General features: G+C 54.5%; 21 protein-coding genes and 1 pseudogene. 19 read left to right on the top strand and 3 right to left on the bottom strand.

Annotated elements, in window-relative coordinates; translation table 11 throughout:
- From AC07Y9_RS22010 to AC07Y9_RS21935, 16 genes are all read left to right on the top strand, one after another.
- Positions 1–1,910: hypothetical protein (locus tag AC07Y9_RS22010; protein ID WP_218277447.1), on the top strand; the 1,910-nt coding region annotated here is incomplete at its 5' end.
- Positions 1,910–2,161, top strand: coding sequence for an acyl carrier protein (locus tag AC07Y9_RS22005; protein WP_087092681.1), 252 nt, complete (start codon positions 1,910–1,912; stop codon positions 2,159–2,161). The genes AC07Y9_RS22010 and AC07Y9_RS22005, both read left to right, overlap by 1 nt.
- Positions 2,162–2,421: 260 nt before the next feature.
- Complete coding sequence (locus AC07Y9_RS22000; protein ID WP_087092682.1) at positions 2,422–4,086, top strand: winged helix-turn-helix domain-containing protein; 1,665 nt, start codon at positions 2,422–2,424, stop codon at positions 4,084–4,086.
- Positions 4,083–4,571 (top strand): transglycosylase SLT domain-containing protein, encoded by a 489-nt coding sequence (locus tag AC07Y9_RS21995; RefSeq protein ID WP_087092683.1) that lies wholly within the window; start codon positions 4,083–4,085, stop codon positions 4,569–4,571. The genes AC07Y9_RS22000 and AC07Y9_RS21995 overlap by 4 nt, the downstream gene beginning before the upstream one ends.
- A 245-nt stretch (positions 4,572–4,816) precedes the next feature.
- Positions 4,817–5,020 (top strand): hypothetical protein, encoded by a 204-nt coding sequence (locus AC07Y9_RS21990; protein WP_087092684.1) that lies wholly within the window; start codon positions 4,817–4,819, stop codon positions 5,018–5,020.
- 211 nt (positions 5,021–5,231) lie between these two features.
- Positions 5,232–6,395 carry a PrgH/EprH family type III secretion apparatus protein gene (locus AC07Y9_RS21985; RefSeq protein ID WP_173679797.1) on the top strand — a complete coding sequence of 388 codons (1,164 nt, stop codon included), beginning with the start codon at positions 5,232–5,234 and terminating at the stop codon, positions 6,393–6,395.
- 14 nt (positions 6,396–6,409) lie between these two features.
- Positions 6,410–6,673: an EscF/YscF/HrpA family type III secretion system needle major subunit gene (locus AC07Y9_RS21980; protein WP_087092686.1), complete on the top strand. Its 264-nt coding sequence runs from the start codon at positions 6,410–6,412 to the stop codon at positions 6,671–6,673.
- Between the two features lie 72 nt (positions 6,674–6,745).
- Positions 6,746–7,054 (top strand): type III secretion system inner rod subunit SctI, encoded by a 309-nt coding sequence (gene sctI / locus AC07Y9_RS21975; RefSeq protein ID WP_172963083.1) that lies wholly within the window; start codon positions 6,746–6,748, stop codon positions 7,052–7,054.
- A complete protein-coding gene (locus AC07Y9_RS21970; RefSeq protein WP_102680405.1) occupies positions 7,051–7,773 on the top strand; it encodes an EscJ/YscJ/HrcJ family type III secretion inner membrane ring protein in 723 nt (240 codons plus the stop codon). Before sctI ends, AC07Y9_RS21970 begins: the two co-directional genes overlap by 4 nt.
- Positions 7,757–8,329 (top strand): OrgA/MxiK family T3SS sorting platform protein, encoded by a 573-nt coding sequence (locus AC07Y9_RS21965; RefSeq protein WP_087092688.1) that lies wholly within the window; start codon positions 7,757–7,759, stop codon positions 8,327–8,329. The genes AC07Y9_RS21970 and AC07Y9_RS21965 overlap by 17 nt, the downstream gene beginning before the upstream one ends.
- Positions 8,301–9,023, top strand: coding sequence for an oxygen-regulated invasion protein OrgB (locus AC07Y9_RS21960; protein ID WP_173679795.1), 723 nt, complete (start codon positions 8,301–8,303; stop codon positions 9,021–9,023). The genes AC07Y9_RS21965 and AC07Y9_RS21960 overlap by 29 nt, the downstream gene beginning before the upstream one ends.
- Positions 9,010–9,459 (top strand): hypothetical protein, encoded by a 450-nt coding sequence (locus tag AC07Y9_RS21955; RefSeq protein WP_087092690.1) that lies wholly within the window; start codon positions 9,010–9,012, stop codon positions 9,457–9,459. The genes AC07Y9_RS21960 and AC07Y9_RS21955 overlap by 14 nt, the downstream gene beginning before the upstream one ends.
- A gap of 86 nt (positions 9,460–9,545) precedes the next feature.
- Positions 9,546–10,658 (top strand): type II secretion system protein GspL, encoded by a 1,113-nt coding sequence (gene gspL, locus AC07Y9_RS21950; protein WP_256580969.1) that lies wholly within the window; start codon positions 9,546–9,548, stop codon positions 10,656–10,658.
- A gap of 7 nt (positions 10,659–10,665) precedes the next feature.
- A complete protein-coding gene (locus AC07Y9_RS21945) occupies positions 10,666–11,136 on the top strand; it encodes a type II secretion system protein M (RefSeq protein WP_102680402.1) in 471 nt (156 codons plus the stop codon).
- A gap of 584 nt (positions 11,137–11,720) precedes the next feature.
- Positions 11,721–12,740: a BUD32 family EKC/KEOPS complex subunit gene (locus AC07Y9_RS21940; RefSeq protein ID WP_146021782.1), complete on the top strand. Its 1,020-nt coding sequence runs from the start codon at positions 11,721–11,723 to the stop codon at positions 12,738–12,740.
- A gap of 526 nt (positions 12,741–13,266) precedes the next feature.
- On the top strand, positions 13,267–14,196 hold the full coding sequence (locus AC07Y9_RS21935) for a hypothetical protein (protein ID WP_158246000.1): 930 nt from the start codon (positions 13,267–13,269) through the stop codon (positions 14,194–14,196).
- A 606-nt stretch (positions 14,197–14,802) separates the two neighbouring features.
- Here AC07Y9_RS21935 and AC07Y9_RS21930 read toward each other — a convergent pair.
- Positions 14,803–15,455 (bottom strand): annotated as a pseudogene (locus AC07Y9_RS21930) (transposase); the annotation flags it as partial.
- An 809-nt stretch (positions 15,456–16,264) separates the two neighbouring features.
- Here AC07Y9_RS21930 and sodC point away from each other — a divergent pair.
- Together sodC and AC07Y9_RS21920 are read left to right on the top strand one after the other, a co-directional pair.
- Positions 16,265–16,786, top strand: a complete 522-nt coding sequence (gene sodC, locus AC07Y9_RS21925) for a superoxide dismutase family protein (RefSeq protein WP_102680399.1) — start codon at positions 16,265–16,267, stop codon at positions 16,784–16,786.
- A gap of 230 nt (positions 16,787–17,016) precedes the next feature.
- Positions 17,017–17,376, top strand: a complete 360-nt coding sequence (locus AC07Y9_RS21920; RefSeq protein ID WP_087092288.1) for a CesT family type III secretion system chaperone — start codon at positions 17,017–17,019, stop codon at positions 17,374–17,376.
- Between the two features lie 146 nt (positions 17,377–17,522).
- Here AC07Y9_RS21920 and AC07Y9_RS21915 read toward each other — a convergent pair whose 3' ends face one another.
- Together AC07Y9_RS21915 and AC07Y9_RS21910 are read right to left on the bottom strand one after the other, a co-directional pair.
- Positions 17,523–17,930, bottom strand: a complete 408-nt coding sequence (locus AC07Y9_RS21915; RefSeq protein WP_494990226.1) for a hypothetical protein — start codon at positions 17,928–17,930, stop codon at positions 17,523–17,525.
- A 7-nt stretch (positions 17,931–17,937) separates the two neighbouring features.
- The gene (locus AC07Y9_RS21910) at positions 17,938–18,414 is read right to left on the bottom strand and encodes a flavodoxin-dependent (E)-4-hydroxy-3-methylbut-2-enyl-diphosphate synthase (protein ID WP_256580968.1); all 477 of its coding nucleotides are present in this window, start codon (positions 18,412–18,414) and stop codon (positions 17,938–17,940) included.
- A gap of 602 nt (positions 18,415–19,016) precedes the next feature.
- Between AC07Y9_RS21910 and AC07Y9_RS21905 the strand changes: the two genes are divergently transcribed.
- A complete protein-coding gene (locus AC07Y9_RS21905; protein ID WP_146021781.1) occupies positions 19,017–19,781 on the top strand; it encodes a hypothetical protein in 765 nt (254 codons plus the stop codon).
- Positions 19,782–19,957: the final 176 nt, after the last annotated feature.

Here is a 19,957-nt window from a genome sequence, read left to right as displayed (position 1 = left end):
GGGCTAATTTGACCCGTTTTGTAGGGGCCATGCTGAGCCAGTTGGACCTGGCGCGCGACCAAGCAGCAGATGGCTCGACGGCACCAAAAGAACCAGCTGCAAGGGCGCGAAATGATGGCGGTGGTACCAGGCCTTTGGTTGGCGATATCACTCAAAAAGTCAAGATTGGAGAAACTGCGACCCAGCCGAGTAGCTCCTCCGGAGAGGGGAGGGCCTTGGAGAAGATGATTGACGCTTATCGGGAGCAAAACCGACTCAGCAATGGGCTAACCAACCGGCTCCTTGATTTATTGCAGGGGGTGCGTAACTCGAACCCAGACAATGTGATTACTGGTCTGTCCTCGAATGGGAGCGGGATCTTGCACATCGGAAGCAACCTGAGTCCAAGCCGTGTGAGTGATGCTCAGCTACAACAGGGCTCTATCAGCAAGATCGAACTTGATGATGAGTCGGCGGATAATCTGGATTCGCCTCGGTTCGAGACCTTGAAAGCGAGTGCCCGCATCCAGACTGATGATGCTCAGAAGCAAATCAATGTAAGTGCTAAGCCCCAGGCTGATCGGGCTAATCAGCTGCAACAGGGCTCTAACAACCCACTCGAGCTCGATAGTGCTAACAACCGGCGCGGTGTGAGTGTAGGGTCCTTGATTCAGTCGAGTATTGCTCCTCTTGAGGCGTCTTATGAGCAGGTTAAAGTTACTCTCCCCAAAAATGTCAATGCCATACCGGATACCAAGCCAGATTTGGTCGGGGCCACTCGCGAGCTGACGGGCTCCCTGAGTGGGTTGCTCGCTAATGTGCTTACTGGCGCCCAGACTAATGGCAGCCTGAACCGAAACGGCAATGTGAGGAGTGACGCCCAGGTTGACGGTGGTCCGAGCCAAACCAATGCGAGTACTAGCACCCTGCGTCCTGACGGCCAGCCGAATGGGCCGGGTCCAGGTGCAAACACTCTGCGCCTGGACTCCTTGGATGAGTTGCTCGCTCTCGCTGTGCCTGCTGGCGCTCTAGCTAATGGCAGCCTGAATCGAAACGGCAATGTGGGGAGTGATGTCCAGGTTGACGGTAATCCGAGCCACACCAATGCGAGGGCTTTGAATTCGGAGTTCGAGCGCAATGATGCTAACAACGAGCGCCGTGCGAGTGCCTCACCGGATACCACGCCAGATTTGGTCGGGGCCACTCGCGAGCTGACGGACTCCCTGAGTGGGTTGCTCGCTAATGTGCTTACTGGCGCCCAGACTAATGGCAACCTGAACCGAAACGGCAATGTGAGGAGTGATGCCCAGGTTGACGGTGGTCCGAGCCAAACCAATGCGAGTACTAGCACCCTGCGTCCTGACGTCCAGCCAAATGGGGCCGACCCAGACGCAAACACTCTGCGCCTGGACTCCCTGGATGAATTGCCCGCTCTCGCTAACGTGCCTACTGGCGCCCAGGCAAATGGCAATCTGAACCGAAACGACAATGCGGGCAATGACCCCCTGGCCAAAGTGCTTGGGTTGAAACCTCAGTTAATGCCTGAGCGAGCGCTGAGACATTTCTATCGTGACCCTGATGTACTGAGTGAGCATGAGGCATCTTTTTTCAAGCAGATTGCCAGTGGTATTCAAGGTAATAGTGCCGAAGCACTGGAACTGAAGAGGTACATCGCGAGCGGGCGCAACCCTTCTAAGTTGCCAGACAACTTCAGCAATGATGATGAGAGAGCCTTCGCGATCTATGGGCGCGCTAAAACGGAGTCGCTGGCATTCGGGAATCGTCTTGAGCGTCTGTTTGCAGAGTACGGAAGAATCAGTAGTAAGCCGAGCAATGGAGCAAAGGATGCTAATGGAGAAAAGAAAGCTATAGGGGATTTCACTCGCGCGGAGTACATCGAAAACAATCCGGTCACGCTGCGGAGCAAATAATGAAGCTTGAAATAGAAGCCATCATCATCGCGATTCTCGCCGACAAGCTCCTGGTCGACGTTGAAGTTATTACCCCAAAGGCTCGACTGGTGGGGGACCTGGGGGCGGATTCGTTGAATGTTCTGGATATCGCTCTGGATATCAACCAGGTGCTCGGGATTGAACTGCCGCCAGAGGGTTTGGCCTGCGTGCGCAAAGTGGAGGATCTGTATCTCCTGGTTCATCAGGAAATTGCCAGGGCGTCAGTCTGATCGCCCTCTTGAAGAAAGCGCGCGCTCATCAGGGCGCGCGTTCTTGTGCAACTGGATTCCCGAATACGCCGTGCGCGGCTGATGACTCGTGTAGGAAATTTCTCCGGGTAATGCGGACTGATCTGCAGATTCTTATAGATCGGTCGGGAATTTCATAAGGATTCTTTTCCCTATAGTTGAGTGCTCAGGCTGGGAGCGCGGGGGGGCGCTTCGCCAATGTCACGGTATATCCATCGCCTTGGGGAGGGGCAAATCGCATTATGGAATGGGTCACTGATCAATCGTCGAACCGGTCGTATGCATTCGGCCAATGGGTATTGCAGGGTGATGGATTGCTCCTGCATGACGGTAACGGACTACATCTTCCACCCAAGGAGTTGCATGTACTGCGTCTGTTGTTGGGGGCGGCGGGTTCGCTGATTCCCAAGGACTGGCTGCTGGAACAGGTCTGGCCCAACTGCGATGTGGCCGAGGAGTCCCTGACCCGCTGCATTTATGCGTTGCGCAAGTTGCTGGGGCGCGAGAATGACTACATCAAGACGGTCTACGGCAAGGGCTATCGCTTTGTCGGGGAGGTCGTCGAACGGGCAGCCTTGTCATCCGCGCCTTCATCGGTGCCCTCGTTATTGGTCTTGCCGGTGCTGGTGCAGAATGATGATTGCGGCCTGGAAATGCAGTGCGAAATGATTCGCCGGTTGGCCGCAGCATTCGGTGAAAGCCTGTGTGTGATGCCGGCGGGGCTGACCGCTAACGCACGGGCCTCGGACGATTGCCTGTCGATAGTCGAGCGGATGATGCCTGACTATTACCTCAGTGTTCGTTGCATCGCCAGCGTGTGCTGTTGGGCGTTGTCGGTCGAATTGGTTCGTGGTCGCGATCATGCGCTGTTGCACAGTGAAACGCTGGTGGCGAGCGGTGACCGGGAAGAAGTGTTGCAGCGCCTGGTCTCCTTGGTAGCGCAACGCCTGCCGGGCTTGCGTCCGATGATAGCGCCATGCCGTTCCTATCCGCTGGCGCAGTCCTATCTCAACGGTTTGCTCGGGTTACAAACCTATACGGCAAAGAGTCTGGGCGAGGCGTTGCTCGAGTTTTTCCACTGCGTGCAACTGGACCCCAGTTATGCGCCACCCTGGTGTGGTCTGGCCGATACCTATCTGGCCATGGCCAATCTCGGGTTGATGGCGCGCTATAAGGCCTTGGCTCAAGCACGGCAGGTGCTGACTCAGGCGCTTGCCCTGGAGCCAGGCAATGCGCTGGCGACTGTGCGCCTGGCACTGTTGACCAGCCTGCAGGGCGCTCCAGAAGCGGCCGAGGCGTTGTTTCGTCCGGCGCTGATGGGCGGCGACCGTGCCAGCGCCCATTACCACTATGCCTGGCACCAATGGTGTTCGGGGCAGCCCGAGCAAGCGTTGCAGAGCATCGAGATATCCCTTGCCGAAGACCCAGCCTCGGTTGCTGCGCTGCTATTGCGCGCCCGCGTTGCCCTGGGGCTGGATCCGCGGCGTGGATTGGCGGCGATCCGCTCGGCCATCGATGTGCTTGGGACTGGACATGAGGGTATCGATGCCATGCATGCGTTGATTCTCGATGTCTGTGGCGATTCGATGGCGGCTCTGGGCGTGATCCGGCACGCGGGATTGTCGCAGGTGCGGAGGGGAGAAGTGGGGCTGGTGGTCTGTTATGTGCGCGCGGCATCCGACCCGGTCGAGGCCAGGCAGCACTATGAGCGCTGGCGTGCGGCTTCGAACTATCCGCCGTTGTGTCCCGTGCAACTGCCGGTGCTGCGTCGGCTCGAGGGGGACTTCTACGTTGCGCCTCTCTGGTCTGAGATGCGGCACAAGGCTTGCCCTTGGTTGCGTGCGCAGTTGGCCGATCCGCGCTTGCAAGGGTTGGCGGATCTGGCGCACGAGCGTCTGCAGGCATGAGCTGGAAGCTGTGGAGTGGCGTGCTGGTGGCACTGGCCTGGGTGGGAAGTGCCTCGGCGGGGTGCTGGGTCGAGGCCGGTAAGCGGCATTCGATCGAGCCCGAGTTGTTGTACGCCATCGCTCAGGTCGAGTCGCAGCTCGACTCGCGCGCGATCAATCACAACACTGATGGTTCGCGCGATATCGGTCTGATGCAAATCAATAGTGTGCATCTGCCTCGGTTGCAGGCGCAGGGTATCACCGAGCAGCGTTTGCTCGATGAGCCTTGCCTGGCCATTGAAGTTGGCGCGTCGATACTCGCCCAATTCATCGACCGTTACGGCTACAACTGGACGGCCGTGGGGGCTTACAACGCCGGCAATTCTCCGGATCGACAAGCCTTGCGCCTACGCTATGCACGCAAGGTCTGGCAGCGTTATCAGGCATTACTGGCCGGCGATGCCAACAACCATCGGACCTTTGCGAACCCAAGGCCATCCATCTGAACTGGCGCCCGTCCCGGCCAGCACATTTGCCCCTTTGCACGTGCGCTGGGCCGGTCGGGCGGCGCAATTCAACAAACTGCTGCGACCACGGTCTTGCACACAATTGTGAATAAACCGGAATGCCTGCCGTCGGCGGGCGAGGCCCCCTTATGCCCCAAGAATGCCAAGACCGACCTCATCGCCAGGCAAACAGCTTAATCCCCCCATTAATCACACCGGCCGGAAGCGGCCGGTGAGGAATCCCCATGTCTGCAAAGAAACTCTTCAAGATCCTGGTCGGCCTACTGGTCTACCTCCTGATCACCCTGTTCTGGTTCTTCTGCGCCGTCCCCTGCATGTGGGAGCGCGGAACCGATGCCTCCGTCATTGTCGCTTTCGTTGGCTCGATGCTGTGGCTGGCCAGCACCGCCAGCGGAGCCATCTACATCATCCAGCGGGCCAGATCCTGAATGCCTCGAGACCAACAAACACAAGGCTGCAGAGGCAATTCTGGACAAGATCCTGCTGTCCTGTTCCAGTTCCGCCGTGGCCGGATTCTGATCGCTTGAGTGGGGCTTTCCCTAGGATTCGATCAGGATTGCCCGCCATCTACTCTCTATCATTATTGGCAAGTCGAGGCGCCAGACGCTTTTCATATTGATAGAGAGAGTGGTGAACAGCATGCAGGACTCCCCTGCAACGCATTGCGTATTGAGGGTGTTCAACGGCCCTTTGCAGGGTTGTGAATTTGTCCTGACTCAGCGGCGTAGTCTTTTTGTAGTCGGTTCCGAGGCGAAATTCTGCTCGATCGAGCATCCGCTGACTGTTCCGGAGGATGCGATCTACATTCCGCTGGAGTGTGGAGGCTGCAACTTCGAGGTCCTGCTGGGTGATGGTTGTTCGGGGGGTGTCGTTCGTGTGTTGAGCAATGAAGGTGCGGTTGAGCGCCCCGTGCCATTTCAGTCGCTGGAGAGCGTGTGTGGGTTGTTGATTGCGCTGCGTCCGTTCGGTGAGGCGTGGCGGGATGAGTTGTTGGTGCCGACGCCAGTGGCGCCTGTGCATTCCGGGTCGGCTCGTGTGCCGGGTACCGCCCCTCAGCGAGTGGCTGTCGGGGCTGCATTGGTGCTGGTGGTCGGGTTGGCGGTGCTCGGCTGGTACGCTTCGCGCCCCAATCCTGTGTCGAGTGTGGAGACGCTGATCGCTGGGGGTAACAACAGCATGGCCGTGGTCTATGGCCGCGATCGAACGGTTTACGTCTTCGCCGACTCCGAGCGCGATGCCGGGTGGGGGCGACAGGTGTTGGTGCGCAATGGGTACTTGGCGACCCAGGTGTTGACCACCTATGACGAGCGTGGACGGTTGGAGGATCTGGTTTCCAGTATGGCGCCGCAGCTTGCCTATCACCGCCTGGATCTTAGCGATCCCGTGGTTCCACGACTGTTGATCAGTCGCCAGCGTAGTCTGCTGACGCCCGAGTTGCAGCGTCGCCTGGAGAGTGCTTTGAGTGCGGCGGCGCCCTACGCCCAGGAAGTAAAGATCGTGCGTAGTAATGACGATGAACTCGTGCGTCTGGCCGAGCAGGGTTTGCAGCGCCTGGCCTTGCCCTTCACTCGGCACCGGCATGCCGACAGCGTGACCTTTACGGTCGAGGGTAGTCTTGAGGATGCTGAATTGCAGGCGCTGAGCGGCTTTGTCGCGGACTTTGGCAGGCAGTGGGGTGAGCGATACGTTCACTTTGCAATCGAGCTCAAAGATGACTGGCTCAAGGGCAAGTCGTTTCAATATGGCCCTCAGGGCTACATCAAGATGACTCCGTCATCCTGGTACTTTCCCAAGCCGCTTTGATAAAGAGGTAATTTATGCCTAGTAAAATTGTAAATCCCGTTGATTTTCATACCGACTTTCTGGGGCAGCAGGCAGCAGGCTTCGAGGTTGGTGCTACCGATCTCAAGACCAAGCTCGATGCCGCTCTGGCAGCTCTGCATGCTGATCCATCGGATCCGGGGCTGCTGGCGTCCTATCAGGCTGCATTCTCTTCCTACAACGTTTTTCGCAACGTTGCGACCAATACCGTCAAGGGCTTCAAGGAGATCGATACGGCGATTGTTTCTGCCGCACGTTAAGTTTTGTTGTGTTTCCTCTTGGCTGGCAGGTGTTCCAGTGCGCCTGTCAGCACTTTTTTTGTGAGTGTCCCTATGTCCGTTTCTTCTTTGGCTTCAGTGAGTGTGAATTCGACTCGGATGGCCGAGCTGGCACGCCCCGAATCTGGCTCGGTGGTTTCCCTGGAAGGTCGTTTGATCCAAAGTTTCGCCAGTTCCGCCGTGGGTACCGAGCGTGATCACGCCAGGATCAATGCCATGCTCAAGCATCCGGATATCACCAATCCAGAAGTCCTGAGTGAGCTGCAGTTGCTCACTGCGCAGTACAACATCGATGTCTCGTTGCTCAATGTCCTGGTCCGTAAAGGGGTGACTACGGCCGAAACCTTGTTGCGTTCGTCATGAAGTTATATGGCTGTCTTGTACTGCTTTGTCTGATGTTGGTCGGCTGCCGCCAACCGAGTCTGCTGGAAGGGCTTGATCAGCAGCAGGTCAACGAAGTGGTTTCGGTGTTGCAGCGCAATAACATCGGCGCGACCAAGGTGGATAACGGCAAGGCCGGATACTCGGTGCATATCGCGCAAGCGGATTTCACGGCAGCGGTCGACCTGTTGGCCTTGTACTCGCTCCCTTCCAAGCCGCGTGTTGAAATTGCCCAGATGTTTCCTGCCGATTCACTGGTGGCGTCACCGCGAGCCGAAAAGGCGCGTTTGTACAGTGCGCTGGAGCAGCGCCTGGAGCAGTCGTTGAACACCCTGGTGGGGGTGGTCTCGGCACGGGTGCATGTGAGTTATGACCTGGAATCCGGAGAAAGTGGTCGCAAGCCTGCGCCCATCCATCTCTCGGCGTTGGTGGTGTATGAGCGTGACGGCGAGCCGCAACTGCTGGTCAACGATATCAAGCGCTTCCTCAAGAACAGTTTTTCGGCCGTGGACTATGACCACATCTCCGTGGTCTTGTCCAAGCGTGCTCCGATTCAGCATGCGGCCCCCTCCCTGGAGCCCCGTGGTCATGACTTTACCTGGCTCTATGGCGTTTTCATTTTAGGCATTCTGGCTGCGGTGGCGTACTCGGTCATGCTGTATCGCCAGACGAAAGAGATCGAACATGCTCCGCGCAATTGAAGCAATGCGTGCCATCCTGCATCAGCCACTGGACTACCTGCATCCGCATCGGGGTGGGGTGCCAGCGTTGTTCGAGGCGCCGGCGGTGCGAGCGGTGCTCAATCAATCGTTGCTGCGAGGGTTGGGGCTCGGTTGTCCCGATCTGCAGCATCTCAAGCGCAATCCGTGGACTGATCTGTGGGTCGCGCATTGGCGGCATTTGCCAGTGGTTGCCCGTCTCATGGGGGCGCACCTAATGTGGCCGCAGCTGGCTCGCGGGGCACGGATGCGTGAACTCGATGCGCCGGCAAGGGCGTTCGCCCGTATCGATTTGGGCAGTCGGCCAGCGTTCGCGGTCAGCGAAGCAGATGGGCTTGAGCAGTCACTCAGTGCTCTCGGGCTCGGTGCTCTGGCGGCCTGGCATCAGCACATCCCGGAGGCGCTCATGCAGCGTTTGTTTCTGCAGTTCTCGCCACGAGTGGTCGAGTTGCAGCAGAACTTGCCGGCGCAAGCACCGAATTCGTCACTTTTTATCCTGGCGGTACAGCATGCTCGAATCCATCAGAACCCTTGTTGATACTCCATCGGCGGATGCCCTCCTGGTGCGGCATGAGGAGCGGGCGACGGCACGAAATTGCCGGTTGTTGATGCAGCAGGCCCGCGAGCGGGCCAAGTCCTGTATGGCAGAAGCACAGCAAGAGGCCGACCTTATTCGGGCGAACGCCTTTCAGGACGGTTATTCCCGGGGAGTGCTGCAGGCTGCTGGTGATCTGGGCGGGCTTTTGTTGCAGTCACGGGTTCTGGCGACCACCTTGCAGACCGAACTGATACAGGCCGCCCGGTCAGTGCTGGGTGATCTGCTGGTGGATGAGCAACTGCTCGATGCACTACTGCAGCGCTGGCAGGGTGGATGGGCAGGACAAGGCCGGGGGGCGCTGCAGATTATCCTGCCGCTGCGCTGCAAGCCCGGACAGGCGACGCTGAAAGCTACCTTGAAGGGCATGGGGGTCGAGCAGGTGGATATCAGTTTCCATGCACAGGAGCGTTACCTGTTCCGTTTGGCTGATCAGGTGGTCGAGCTCGACATTGGTGCCACCCAGGAGCGCCTGTCGCCACGTCTGATTGCCCAGCTCAAGCAGTTGCCGGAGAGCGTTCGCCAGCTCGATCAGGCGTCTAGGGATTTTTTTGTCGATTGGGCTGCCAGCCTGAACAAGGAGGGCGATAGCCCTAATTATTTTCCTGAATCGGATAACCGTGATGAACATAGATAACCACTCGGTCGCAGGTTCCGGCCAGGCCTCAAAGCAGGGTGCCGAGACAAGTGTGCCACTGGACCAGCGCATGGGGCTTCAGGGCGCAGGGGCCAATAGCAGCTCGGATCCTGAGTTTGCTCAGTTCTACGACACGCTCATGAAGTGGGTGGCAGGGTCTGCAACACTCCCGCCGGGCAGTGTTCAGCAGTACTTGAAGCAATACGCCAATGCAGGTGGCGAGCTGCCCTACGGAACGACCCAGAAGCAGATGGATGTGCTGACGCAGGTGATGGTGCGGATGAAAGAGCAGGGGCTGGAGGGCAGCGCAGCTTATAAAGAGATAAAAGTCGCGTTGGTCTCGGTGTCGTCGGTCAACATGTTTGTCAAGGAATTCATGATGGGCGTGTTCAAGCCTTCCGAGGATGAAGATGATCGCGCAAACATCAGTTGGTAATTGCACTGCGCATCCTCCGGCAGCGATATGCACATAACCAAGGATAACGGTAACCCACGGGTGGTTTCTGCCGATGGGGCAGTGGAGTGAAGATACGTTCCTGGCTTTATGTTTTACCCGCCCAGGTGCCCTTGCCATGGAGCGAGCGGCCGATATTGCAGGGTTCCGAGCAGGGGGTAAGACTTACGACCCTGGCCCAGCTGGCTACGCAAACACTCAATCCGAGGCAGTTGGTCATTCTGCCCGTGGAGTGGGCGCTTTGGTGTCGTGGCGAGGCTTATGCAGGTCGAGGTGGGCTCGGTCCGGCCAGTCAGCGTGATGCCCAGGAGGGGGATTTGGCCAGTGACCCGGACTCCCGGTATCTGGTCTTCGCCTCCTTGGACAAGCGGCGCTGCGCCAGTGCCTGGGTGCTCGACCGCGGGCGCTTTAGTGAGTTCCAGCAAGCCTTGCATCAAGCAGGTGTTGACGTTGAGCGGATGGTGGTCGATGCGGATTTGTTGTCACCGGATTCGCCTGAGGCGTTGTGGCTGGCCGGGCGCTGGTTGGTGGGCGGCAGTCTGGATGTGCGTCTGGCGGTGGATGAGAGCCAGCGGCTGGACTGTGCTGCTCGCATGGGCTCTGGGCTGGTCTGGCATATTCCTGGGCCGGATCTTGCGTTGCACGATGCGCGGGTCCTGCAGGTGTTGGTCGAGCGTGCGGCATGGGCTACAGACCTGCTTCAGGGCAACTTTCGTCCCCGTCGTTCGCGTCTGCCTCGGCTTGGCTTGGCGGGCTTGACGCTGCTTCTCGGGTTCATGCCTACAGGCTTTGACCTGTACCGTGCGCACCAGCTGGAACAGGCGGCACGGCGGCTCGACAGCGCGAGCGTGGCGGTCTATGCCCAGCGCAGCGCGGACCAGGCATCGCTGGCGATGCTCGGCGCCAGGCTCAACGCTATTCAGGTTGCTGACCCCCTCCAGCAGGAGCGTGCTGCCAAGGGTTTGCAGCAACTTTATGCAACGGCGGTTGAGGATCGACTGGCGCAGGTTTTGAGTCTGGAATACGGCCAGGGGAAATGGGCGCTTGAAGTACAGCTCAAGTCCTTTGACGACATGGATGAGCTGCAGCGTCGCTGGCAAACCCTGGGATTTCGGGCTGAAGTCGCCAGTGCGCGCAAGAGCGAGCGGGGCGTGCGGGTTCAATTCAATTTAACGGGGTAATCAGTCATTGGCCAAGATGCTTGCTGCCTGGCGCCGAGCCAAAGCGGCGTGTACCACGTTCGACCGAAACGATCGTCGTGCACTGATGGTGCTGGGTGGAGTCGCTGTCCTTGGTCTGATCCACCTGGGTGTGAGTACGCCCATATTGGCCCGATTGGCCGCGGCCGAAGTGCGTTTTGAACAGGCCCATCAACTCAATCGCGGACTGACCTGGAGCCCGAGCTACGCCTGGGCATCTAGCTCGACATTGAGTGCTGACCGGCTGCGCCAGGAGCTCAGTCAGGACCCTGCCTTGGCAGGTATCGAGTTGCTCAACCTATCTGCTGATGGTCTGGGTACGCAAAGCCAGTTCAGCGGCCCTGCCGGGCCCCTGCTGAACTGGTTGGCGTCGCTGGAAGCGCAGGGTGTGCATTTGACGCGGTTACATTTAAAAGCGGCTGCCGACGACAAGCTGCAGGCAACTGTGCATTGGCAGTGAAGAGCCAGGTTACTGGTAATAACCCAGAAAGAGTGGGTTGCGCAGATGGCTGTTTTAAGCATTATTTGAAACTTGTAGTTTTGTATTGCATGAGCGAAAGCTGCAAGCAAGTTGGTTCTGCCCGACGCAAGCTGTTTTTAATCTGTACGAAAGAGTATGTCTATGCAGTTGTCCCGATTAACGCCGGTCTATTCAAAGTGTCGTCCGAAAGGTCAGGAGCCTGCGGCGTGTTTGCTTAATCTTCATCTGGAAGGAGGCAAACCGACAGCGGCTTCGCTCCATCGCCTCACGCAAGCACCCATTGAGCCTCGGGCCGTTGAGCGCCTGTTGCCTCTGTATGTACGGGGCGATTCTCAGGCTGACCTCTATAGGTTATTTATCTGGATCAATGTTGCCTCGAAGGACCTCGCAGCCGAGGTCTACCATGAGTTGCCTGCTTACTGGATGCCACGTTGGCGACGCGATGGCTCCTTGATGAGCCCTATGAATGCTGTGCTCCTGAGGGGATGATTCATTTGTTCGGTTGGCGGGAGAGAGCTGGTCATGTGTTGTGATTTTTTGAATTACGCACCCAGTGCAAGTGATTGCTGGACAACAATCGTCGATATCTTGGAACTATTTGCATTGTTATGAAATTAAATTTTTTTTCAACCCGAATTCACCAAGCCAGCGACTCGCTGAGTGTGGCGCTGTTAAAAAAAGCAGACAACCATAGTTTCTCAAGGAAAACTTCTGAAAAGCTCATATGTGTTGCCAGTCGAGATATCAAGCTGTCAAGTGCCGTTGGGGAGAGCGTATTTTTAAATAAGGCGCCTGTCGAGGGTGCGGTTATCGATAAAGAAGCTATAAATAAGTTGCGCATAGTGCTGACTGATTGCCTAATAAATGTAAATAATGAAGATGCTAGAAGACAATTTAATGCCTGGTTGGCCAACTGTGCGAAGGCGCTTCCCGTCGAATGGGATCAGGGCTCGGGGGCGAGGGAGCAACAGTGTATAAGAAATAAAGAGGGTATCGATCGACTTCACCAATTACGGAATGATTACGGCGAGCCAGTTTTTTTGGCGAAAGGTAGTAATGGGCATGTGTTGAAACTCGGAGATTATGTGATCAAGCGGTTTAAGCAGTTCAATGAGGGGGCTGTTCTGCATGAGTTGAGTATGTGCAATAGCTATAATGCATCAGTTGGTGGGGGGCGGGACTCGGCCTATTTAGTGAAGAAAGAACTGCTGATGCCGTATGTCGAGGGTAGAGTGCCGACCATGAACGAAGTCATTGAAGGGGTTAAATCGCTTTACGAGCAGGGTTATATGATGGGGGATCCGTGTCCGCGTAACTTTAGAGTAACCAGCGAAGGGATTGTGCCTATCGACTTTGGACAGATGTTCAATGTCGATGAGTACGAGTCCCTTGATGAACGTATCAAGTTTTCTATTGTTCATGATTATATGAAGGGTGGGTCTGGCTATGTTCGAGACGGGATAAGGACTGAGTACAATAAAGTACTAATGGCGATGGATCAGTCTCTGGGGAGAAGTAGTCCAAGTCGTTTGGCAACTACTTTAGAGCTAAAGGCTTTGGGTTATTTTGGCAATAGATTCTGAATTTCGAGACGGGTCTCGCGCAAGGCTCGGTTACCCTCTAGTCGCTGTCCGCCAATAAGCCTTGTGGGATTAAGGCGTCGCCCATCTATGTGGTAGTGCTTTTCTACTTCGGCGAACTTGTGCGGTGTGTATCCCGCCTCCTATGCACACTTCTAGGTTGTGCACCGCGGTACTGTAACTGGCGTGCTTCCCGTCAGATACCCGCGATCACTTTCCGCAGATGCAGCGGTAATAACTGCATGCAGCTGATTGTGCAGTTAAGCAAGTTCGCCTGTTTTTCAGGCTGCCTGCCTATTTGATCCAGCATTCTGGGTGGGGATCAAATAAATTGACTCGGTAGTAGAAATGGTCTCGACATTGGTGTCGGAATACTCCCTGTTTGATTAGAAAAGCCAGGCTGGCGTCGACTGGTTTTGTGGTGAGCGGTATATGAAAGTTTCTACTCTTTATGTCGATTAGTTTTTTAGGTGCAGTGTTTTGTACTGCTTGTACTTTAATGTTTCTCATGCAGAGAAGGAAAAGAAGAATGTCGATAACGCCGAATATGTCTTTTTTACATGCGGATACTTCTGCGCGATATCAATCTCCAGTCACTCGCACTGAGCCAGGTGGCAAGCCTGTAGCGTGCTCTGTTGTTACTTCTGCTGAGGATGCAAGGCTTGCTGAGCGTCAAGAGCAGCCACAGGGGAGCGGTCTGCTCTCGCGTATATCTGCTCAAATCGCTCGACCATTTGTTGCGTTGCAGGAGTGGATTGGCAGTCTGTTGGGGCAGAGGGTGGGGGATAAATCGGCCGATACGGCTTCAGTCCAAGTTCAGGTGCCTTCGCAGTCTCCCGAGGACATCATGCAGGTGATGGGGAGGAAGGCCTTGGAAGAGGCGCCAGGTGGATTAGCCAAGGCTACTCAATTTGCAGGTCTCACTGCACAGCAGGTGTCTGAGCGACATCAGGAGTTTGCCACTAATAATGGACCCCTCCGTGCTGTGGCTACAGCGCTGATCGCCGTTCAGACACATTCACAGAGCGAGAGTAATCGCCGTGAGGCGAAAGAATTACTGAGGTGGAATATTGAAGGGATTGCCTTTCAGCAGTGGGCTACTACTGGTCGGGAGGCTAGCAAATTTGTGAGTGAGACCCCTGCCAGTCAGTTGGGGGGGGTAGCAAAAGAGCTTGGCAATCTCTCCAAAAAAATCAGTCGACTGCAGCAGGCGGTGGATCGGGAGCTGAAGGGGGAGCTTGTCCACGATCAATCTGTCAGCACTTTGGTTGGTTCTGCACCTGAAATTACTTATGCAACTCTTGAATTTCCTAAACCAGCAGAGCGCCCGTTTCGTGGTGCGGAGTCTCGGGAAGAAAGTATCTATGAAGAAGTTCGTTTTCAGGGTGGGCAAGCGATTCTTGGAGGGGGACCTATCTATCAAAACCTTGTTGAACTTCAAAGAGAAAAAACCAAATGATTCAGCTTTAGTGATAGGGTCATAAAGGAGGGCCTTCAGCTTTTTCGGCCTTAAGGTGATGTAAATTTGGCTACCCTGATTGGATAATGTTCGGTCTATCGAGCGATCTCGATACCTGTTATCTGGAGAGGGCTGGAGAGCGTCAAATCCTTTGATGTTGATACTTTCGGTGCATAAATAAGGAGTGGGCAGGGTCTTGAGCGGGTATTCCCCGTTCTTGGCCCATGCCTTTCATTGAGTCGTATGGGTTGAGGCAATTAAGCAGTATGACAGGAATGTTATTACAGCCCTCGATAGCTATTTTTATCATTGAAACTGTGGTGGTCCAGGCAAGGCTACCTGCTGCGGTGATGTTGTTTATTAGGTTGTGAAAGCAGTGCGTGTCTGATCTGGAGTTACTGCACTAATATTTTTCTATTCGGCGATCGGAATGATTCTTCAGTATCAAGTGTAGTAGTCAACTAATCCCGGACACAGCGATAAGTTTTTTCTCGGCTTGAGCTGGCGCCAGCCCAGCGTTGAATCGGTGGGGGACAAATCCAGTTGTACCGATGCGTCGGGTAATTGCTGATATCTCGGTACGCTTCTTGAGTCGTCATGTAGCCCGCGGTCGACCGTCGCTTGTTTGCAGGCATGTGATCCGGGTTGTTTACTGACTAATACCGGTTCCTGCATCAGGTCGCGCACCTTGAACCGCCCGATTTGCTTGTCGTCGTCCTGCATCATCGACACGATGCTGTGGCGCCGGTAGTACGTCGACTTTGCGTGAGCAGCTCGTTCCTGCAACCGTGCAGTCTCAGCCGCTCAACGTCCGGAGCTCGGCGTCTGAGGCGGTGGGCGTAGTAACACGAGCGAATGATGTCAAAGAAATAGACCGACTATCGGGCACTTAACTGATCAATCAGCGTGTGCGCTCGTGCTTTCCGGCATCAAGAGCGTGGTAGATTTTTTAAAATGGAGTTCTCCTGCTCAAGGTGGGCGATTCGAGCTTCCAATTCCTGGATTTTCTGCTGCTCGGGCGTCAGCGCTGTGTTCTGCGGAGTAACACCATTGCGCTCCTGCTGGAGTTTGTTAGTCCAGTGATGCACTGTGGGCTCGACAACCCCAAGTGAGTCGCTGATTTCGATATGGCTATAGCCTTGATCGAGCACGAGGTCTGCGACCTTGCGTTTGAAATCAGCGGAATAGGAACGACGTTGCTGGTCATCAGACACCTCTATCTGGCGAGCATTCTTGTCTAAATGGGTGTCCGGTTTCATTGGGTCTTTAACTGGCAGCTGCCACTTATCGCAACGAAACCCTAGGGATTGAATAACAAGTGACTCAGGATGAGGAGGGGCCATGACAAAATGGCTGTGTCTGGCGGTGTCTGTGTTGCGAACTGTCAGTAGTTGTCTTTCTATGTTTATGCTAAATGTTTCTTTGCCTTTTTCAGATTCTAATACTTGGTTGATTTGTTTGACTCGTTCTTTTGTTTGTGGGGAAGGGGTATGGTTGTTGTGACCAATTTGGTATTTAAAGGTGCTAGGGTTGTAAGAGATTTTATGCATAATTAACCTTGTGTTGTCTTGGTTGCTAGGAACATGTAGTGATAATTAAGATAGCCCATGAACTATTTTTCATCAGGTTGTTCTGGGTAGCCAATGTTAATCTCTCCCCAGGCTACTAATTTTCAAAAAGCGCCCAACGGTTTCATCCGCTATGCAAGGAGAGGCGTGAGAGGCGCATTGTGTTGGTTATTCAAGTGCCCAAATCAATCAAGCTTTGGTCGTTGCCCTCTGTGAAAAAACCTTCGGGTGTCTTGGGGCTGGCCGGGTAAGGCTCCAAAAAGATGATGAGCTTTTTTTGAATGCGTGGCTGGGTTCTTCGAAGCAGCATATGAGGCATCCTCCTGCAAAGAGGAGGCCATATGATTATTTCCGCGATGGGTGCATTTTTTGAATGCCATCCACGGTTTGGATAAGCGGGGCAACCCATGAAAATATGACCAGGAGCAGCACTTAGTCCCCCTGCACTCTAAATGCATTCCAATCTTCAAAACGCTCATCGAAAAAATCTAGGACCCCCTATGAAATTCTCTGCATATTTTGGTTTGGTCGGCACCATCGTGATGGGGACGGCTCACGCAGCCTCCCTCAATGTCCCCATGAACTTGGTGAGTGCGGATGGGGCGCCGCAGGCGATTGGGACTGTCAGGGTCAGCGAGACCCCCTACGGCTTATTGTTCACTCCAGACTTAAAGGCCCTTCCGGCCGGCGTGCATGGTTTCCATGTGCATGAAAACGGTAGCTGCGCAGCGGGAACAAAGGATGGGGTAAAAATTGCCGCATTGGCAGCTGGCGGTCACTTTGATCCGCAAAAAACCGGAAAGCATCTGGGCCCTTATGGTGACGGGCACTTGGGCGATCTGCCTGCGCTCTACGTGACTGCCGATGGGATATCCGACTATCCGGTGTTGGCGCCGCGCCTGAAAAGCCTTGCAGAAATCAAAGGCCGTGTGTTGATGATCCACACCGGCTCCGATAACCATTCGGATATGCCCAAGCCGCTGGGTGGTGGCGGTGACCGTGTGGCTTGCGGGGTGATCTGAACTGGGCGGCCTCCTTGCTGCTGCATGGGCGGGAGGGGCTTGAATGATCAAAGGATGTGAAGTGTGTAATCAGCATATTGCCGCTGAAACACATTTTCCCCATTCAATTTCCCTAGCGCATTACTCCAGAAGGTAACGACGGGGATGAAGCTGACTCGTGAAGGGGCTTCGCCCGCGCCACAAAGATGGAGTTATTGCGTCGGGCTTCTATTTATTACTCGGTGAATAAAATGACTTCACAATACCAGGCCGCTATCCGGGAGCTCTGTCTTTCGTTGTCACTACCGGAGCCAGAAATTATAGAGTCGGTGACCAGTCTGCAGCTCGATACCCATGTCTGCCATCTGACCGAGCATCCTGCCGATTACCTGCTGATGTTTGTCAGTGTGACGCCCTCGGAACAGGTTTCAGTCGATGAGCAGAACCTGTTCAGCCAGGATCCATGCAAGCCGGTACTGGGGCTTGATCCGGTCAGCCAAGGTAAAGTGTTATGGAATCGTCAGCATCTGATGCAGATGGATCGTGCCATGGTGCACCATCAGTTGGAGCAACTGGTGCATGCCGCGAGCCAACTGAGTGAGCCCGTGTGATTAGTCAGTGAGATGAAGGTGCTGCGTCAGCTATTATGTTATGTAATCGCGGCGTTTATGTACTGGGTCAAAGCGAGGGGCTGATTTCTTGGCCCCTTGTTTTTTCATGCAGATCTAGAGCAACTCGAAAAAGTCAGAAAATCCAATCAAATATTTCGCACGAGCAGACTATTTGAATAGCGCTGCTCTACATAAGATTGCACCATCGCCTGAAACTCTTCTGCTATATATTCGCCACGTAGCGTTCTGACTTTAATGCCATCGACGTACACCGGTGCGGCAGGTGATTCGCCTGAGCCAGGTAGTGAAATACCGATGTTGGCATGCTTGCTCTCGCCAGGGTCATTGACAATGCAGCCCATCACCGCGACGTTCATTTCTTCGACGCCGGGATACTGGGTTTTCCACTGCGGCATCTGTGTGCGCAGGTATCCCAGGATGCGGGATGCCAGTTCTTGAAACAGTGTGCTGGAGGTGCGCCCGCACCCGGGGCAGGCAATGACCATTGGGGTGAAGTTGCGCAAGCCCATGGTCTGCAGGATTTCTTGAGCCACGATCACCTCATTTTCCCGTGCCGCGCCTGGCTCTGGTGTCAGCGAGATACGCAGGGTGTCGCCGACATGGTTCGCTGCGTGTCGCGTTCTCGTCCATGATCCGTGCCAGCAGCGCCTGATCGAGGCTCCCCCAGTTCACGCCGATGCGTATCGGTTTGTCGTAGTTGCAAGCCGTCTCGATCATTTGGCTGAACTGCAGATCGTGATTGGCGCCCATGCCGACGTTGCCGGGATTGATTCGATACTTGGACAGGGCCTCTGCGCAGGCGGGGTAGTCGCGCAATAGTGTGTGGCCGTTGTAATGGAAATCGCCCACAAGAGGTACAGGTACACCCATGCGGTCGAGCTGCTCGCGAATGATCGGAACCGCAGCGGCGGCCTCGGGTGTATTGACCGTTATCCGGACCAGTTCGGACCCTGCATCTGCCAGGGTTTTGATCTGGGCTGCGGTAGCCATGGCATCAACGGTATCGGTGTTGGTCATTGACTGAACGAGTATCGGGGCATCACCGCCTAGTGTGACGATGTTGTCGGCCCATTGCACTTTGGCTTGGCGTGTTTTTTTCGCGGGGTGGTCCCGGGGGTTGCAGGCTGGTTATCGGGTTTCATTGTGGGACTCCATTGGTTTTATGTGCTGCGAATAACTATCGGTTAATGCTGAAAGTGCAGTTCCTGTGTTTGGGTGTATGTATTAGCAGGATATTGGTTTCATGAAATCAATAAGCATATTTTTATTTTGTACGTCTTTCAAAAAGGGCTCTTTTGGTGGTGGGGTTTGGCTTGATAATGTGTGAGGGTGCATGTTCAGGTTGTTCGGCTTTATGTTTTAGCTGTTGCCAGTCGTTTCAAAAGGCTTGGCTGTGAGCTTTTTATGGTATTTATGATTTTTGCTTCGAGAGATTATGTGCCTGACTAAGTTAAGAGCTGTCTTGAAGTAAAAATTCAATGGGGGTTAATTTAATTTTGTGTGTTTTTTTTGGGGGGGCTGCCTGGAAGTTATCTAGGAGGCTGGTTGCTTGCAGTAAGTCTGATAGCAAATGGTTTTAATGTTGTTAATGTGGCTAAAGTGTCAGTGAGGATGGTTGGATGGATATATCTGGTTTGTTTATGGGGTGTGCCGGGAAGAAAAGTGCAGGTGCTGCGCCCAATAGTATTAAACAGGCACCGGTGGCGATAAGCTTAAAGGGTGCAGGTAATAGTTGTACATCGAAAAGCAGTTTGAATATCGAGCCCACCTTTTCGCGGGTGAGTAGAGTGTGCTCTTCCGTCCGGCGCGTAGTATTACCCCTGGGGAGCTGGGAACGTAATCAGTTCAAGCGGGTGCAGCAAAAAACTGAAGTTTGGGTTAGGCAATTACCAGTAGAGGAGCGATATAACTTACTGATTAATCAATGCACTTACTGGGTCCATGCTTTTGTTGACTCTAATATGTTGTGCGTTAAAGAGAGAGGGGGAGTGGAGAGGGATTTTAAAAGGTTTATTGTTGACGTTGTTCGTAAGCAAGGAGGGATGGAGAAAGTCGCCTATGTGGGAGGTCCAGGTTTATTGACTCAGCAGCTAAAGATTATGTGTGGCAGGGCGGGGCTTGAAGTGTCAAATAAAAATCCTGCATTAGAACAGGCTTGTGATTATGCTGCCAGGGAAATAGGTACGAAACTTGCTGGTGAGCTAGGTACTTGCTCCTATATGGATCTGAGGTATGCATTGTCTGAAGCTATTAGAGATTATTTGGCCGATATGAAGGCGAGGGCAGCAGGGCTCCCATCTCACGATTTTAATTCCGTATCGCGCAGGCATTTGTATCATACTGATTCAATTAAGCTTTCAGGGCGCTGGTGCTCTACACGTTAGTCCATTAGCTTAAGTTCTGTGTTGTAAGTCCATAGCCATACAGTCTCTGGCGAGTCGTAGCCTGTATGGCGATTTTGTAGGGGGGGCTTAGATATAAAAGAAGGCCAGTGCTCTCTGGTTTTGTACTTCAAAGATTTTTTGTTCTGGTCGAGCAACTAGTTGGGCGGTATAGTATC

The organism is Pseudomonas sp. GW456-L12, assembly GCF_059424045.1.
The sequence above is the reverse complement of the archived record's forward strand: the minus strand, read 5'-3'. Positions and strand labels throughout refer to the sequence as shown.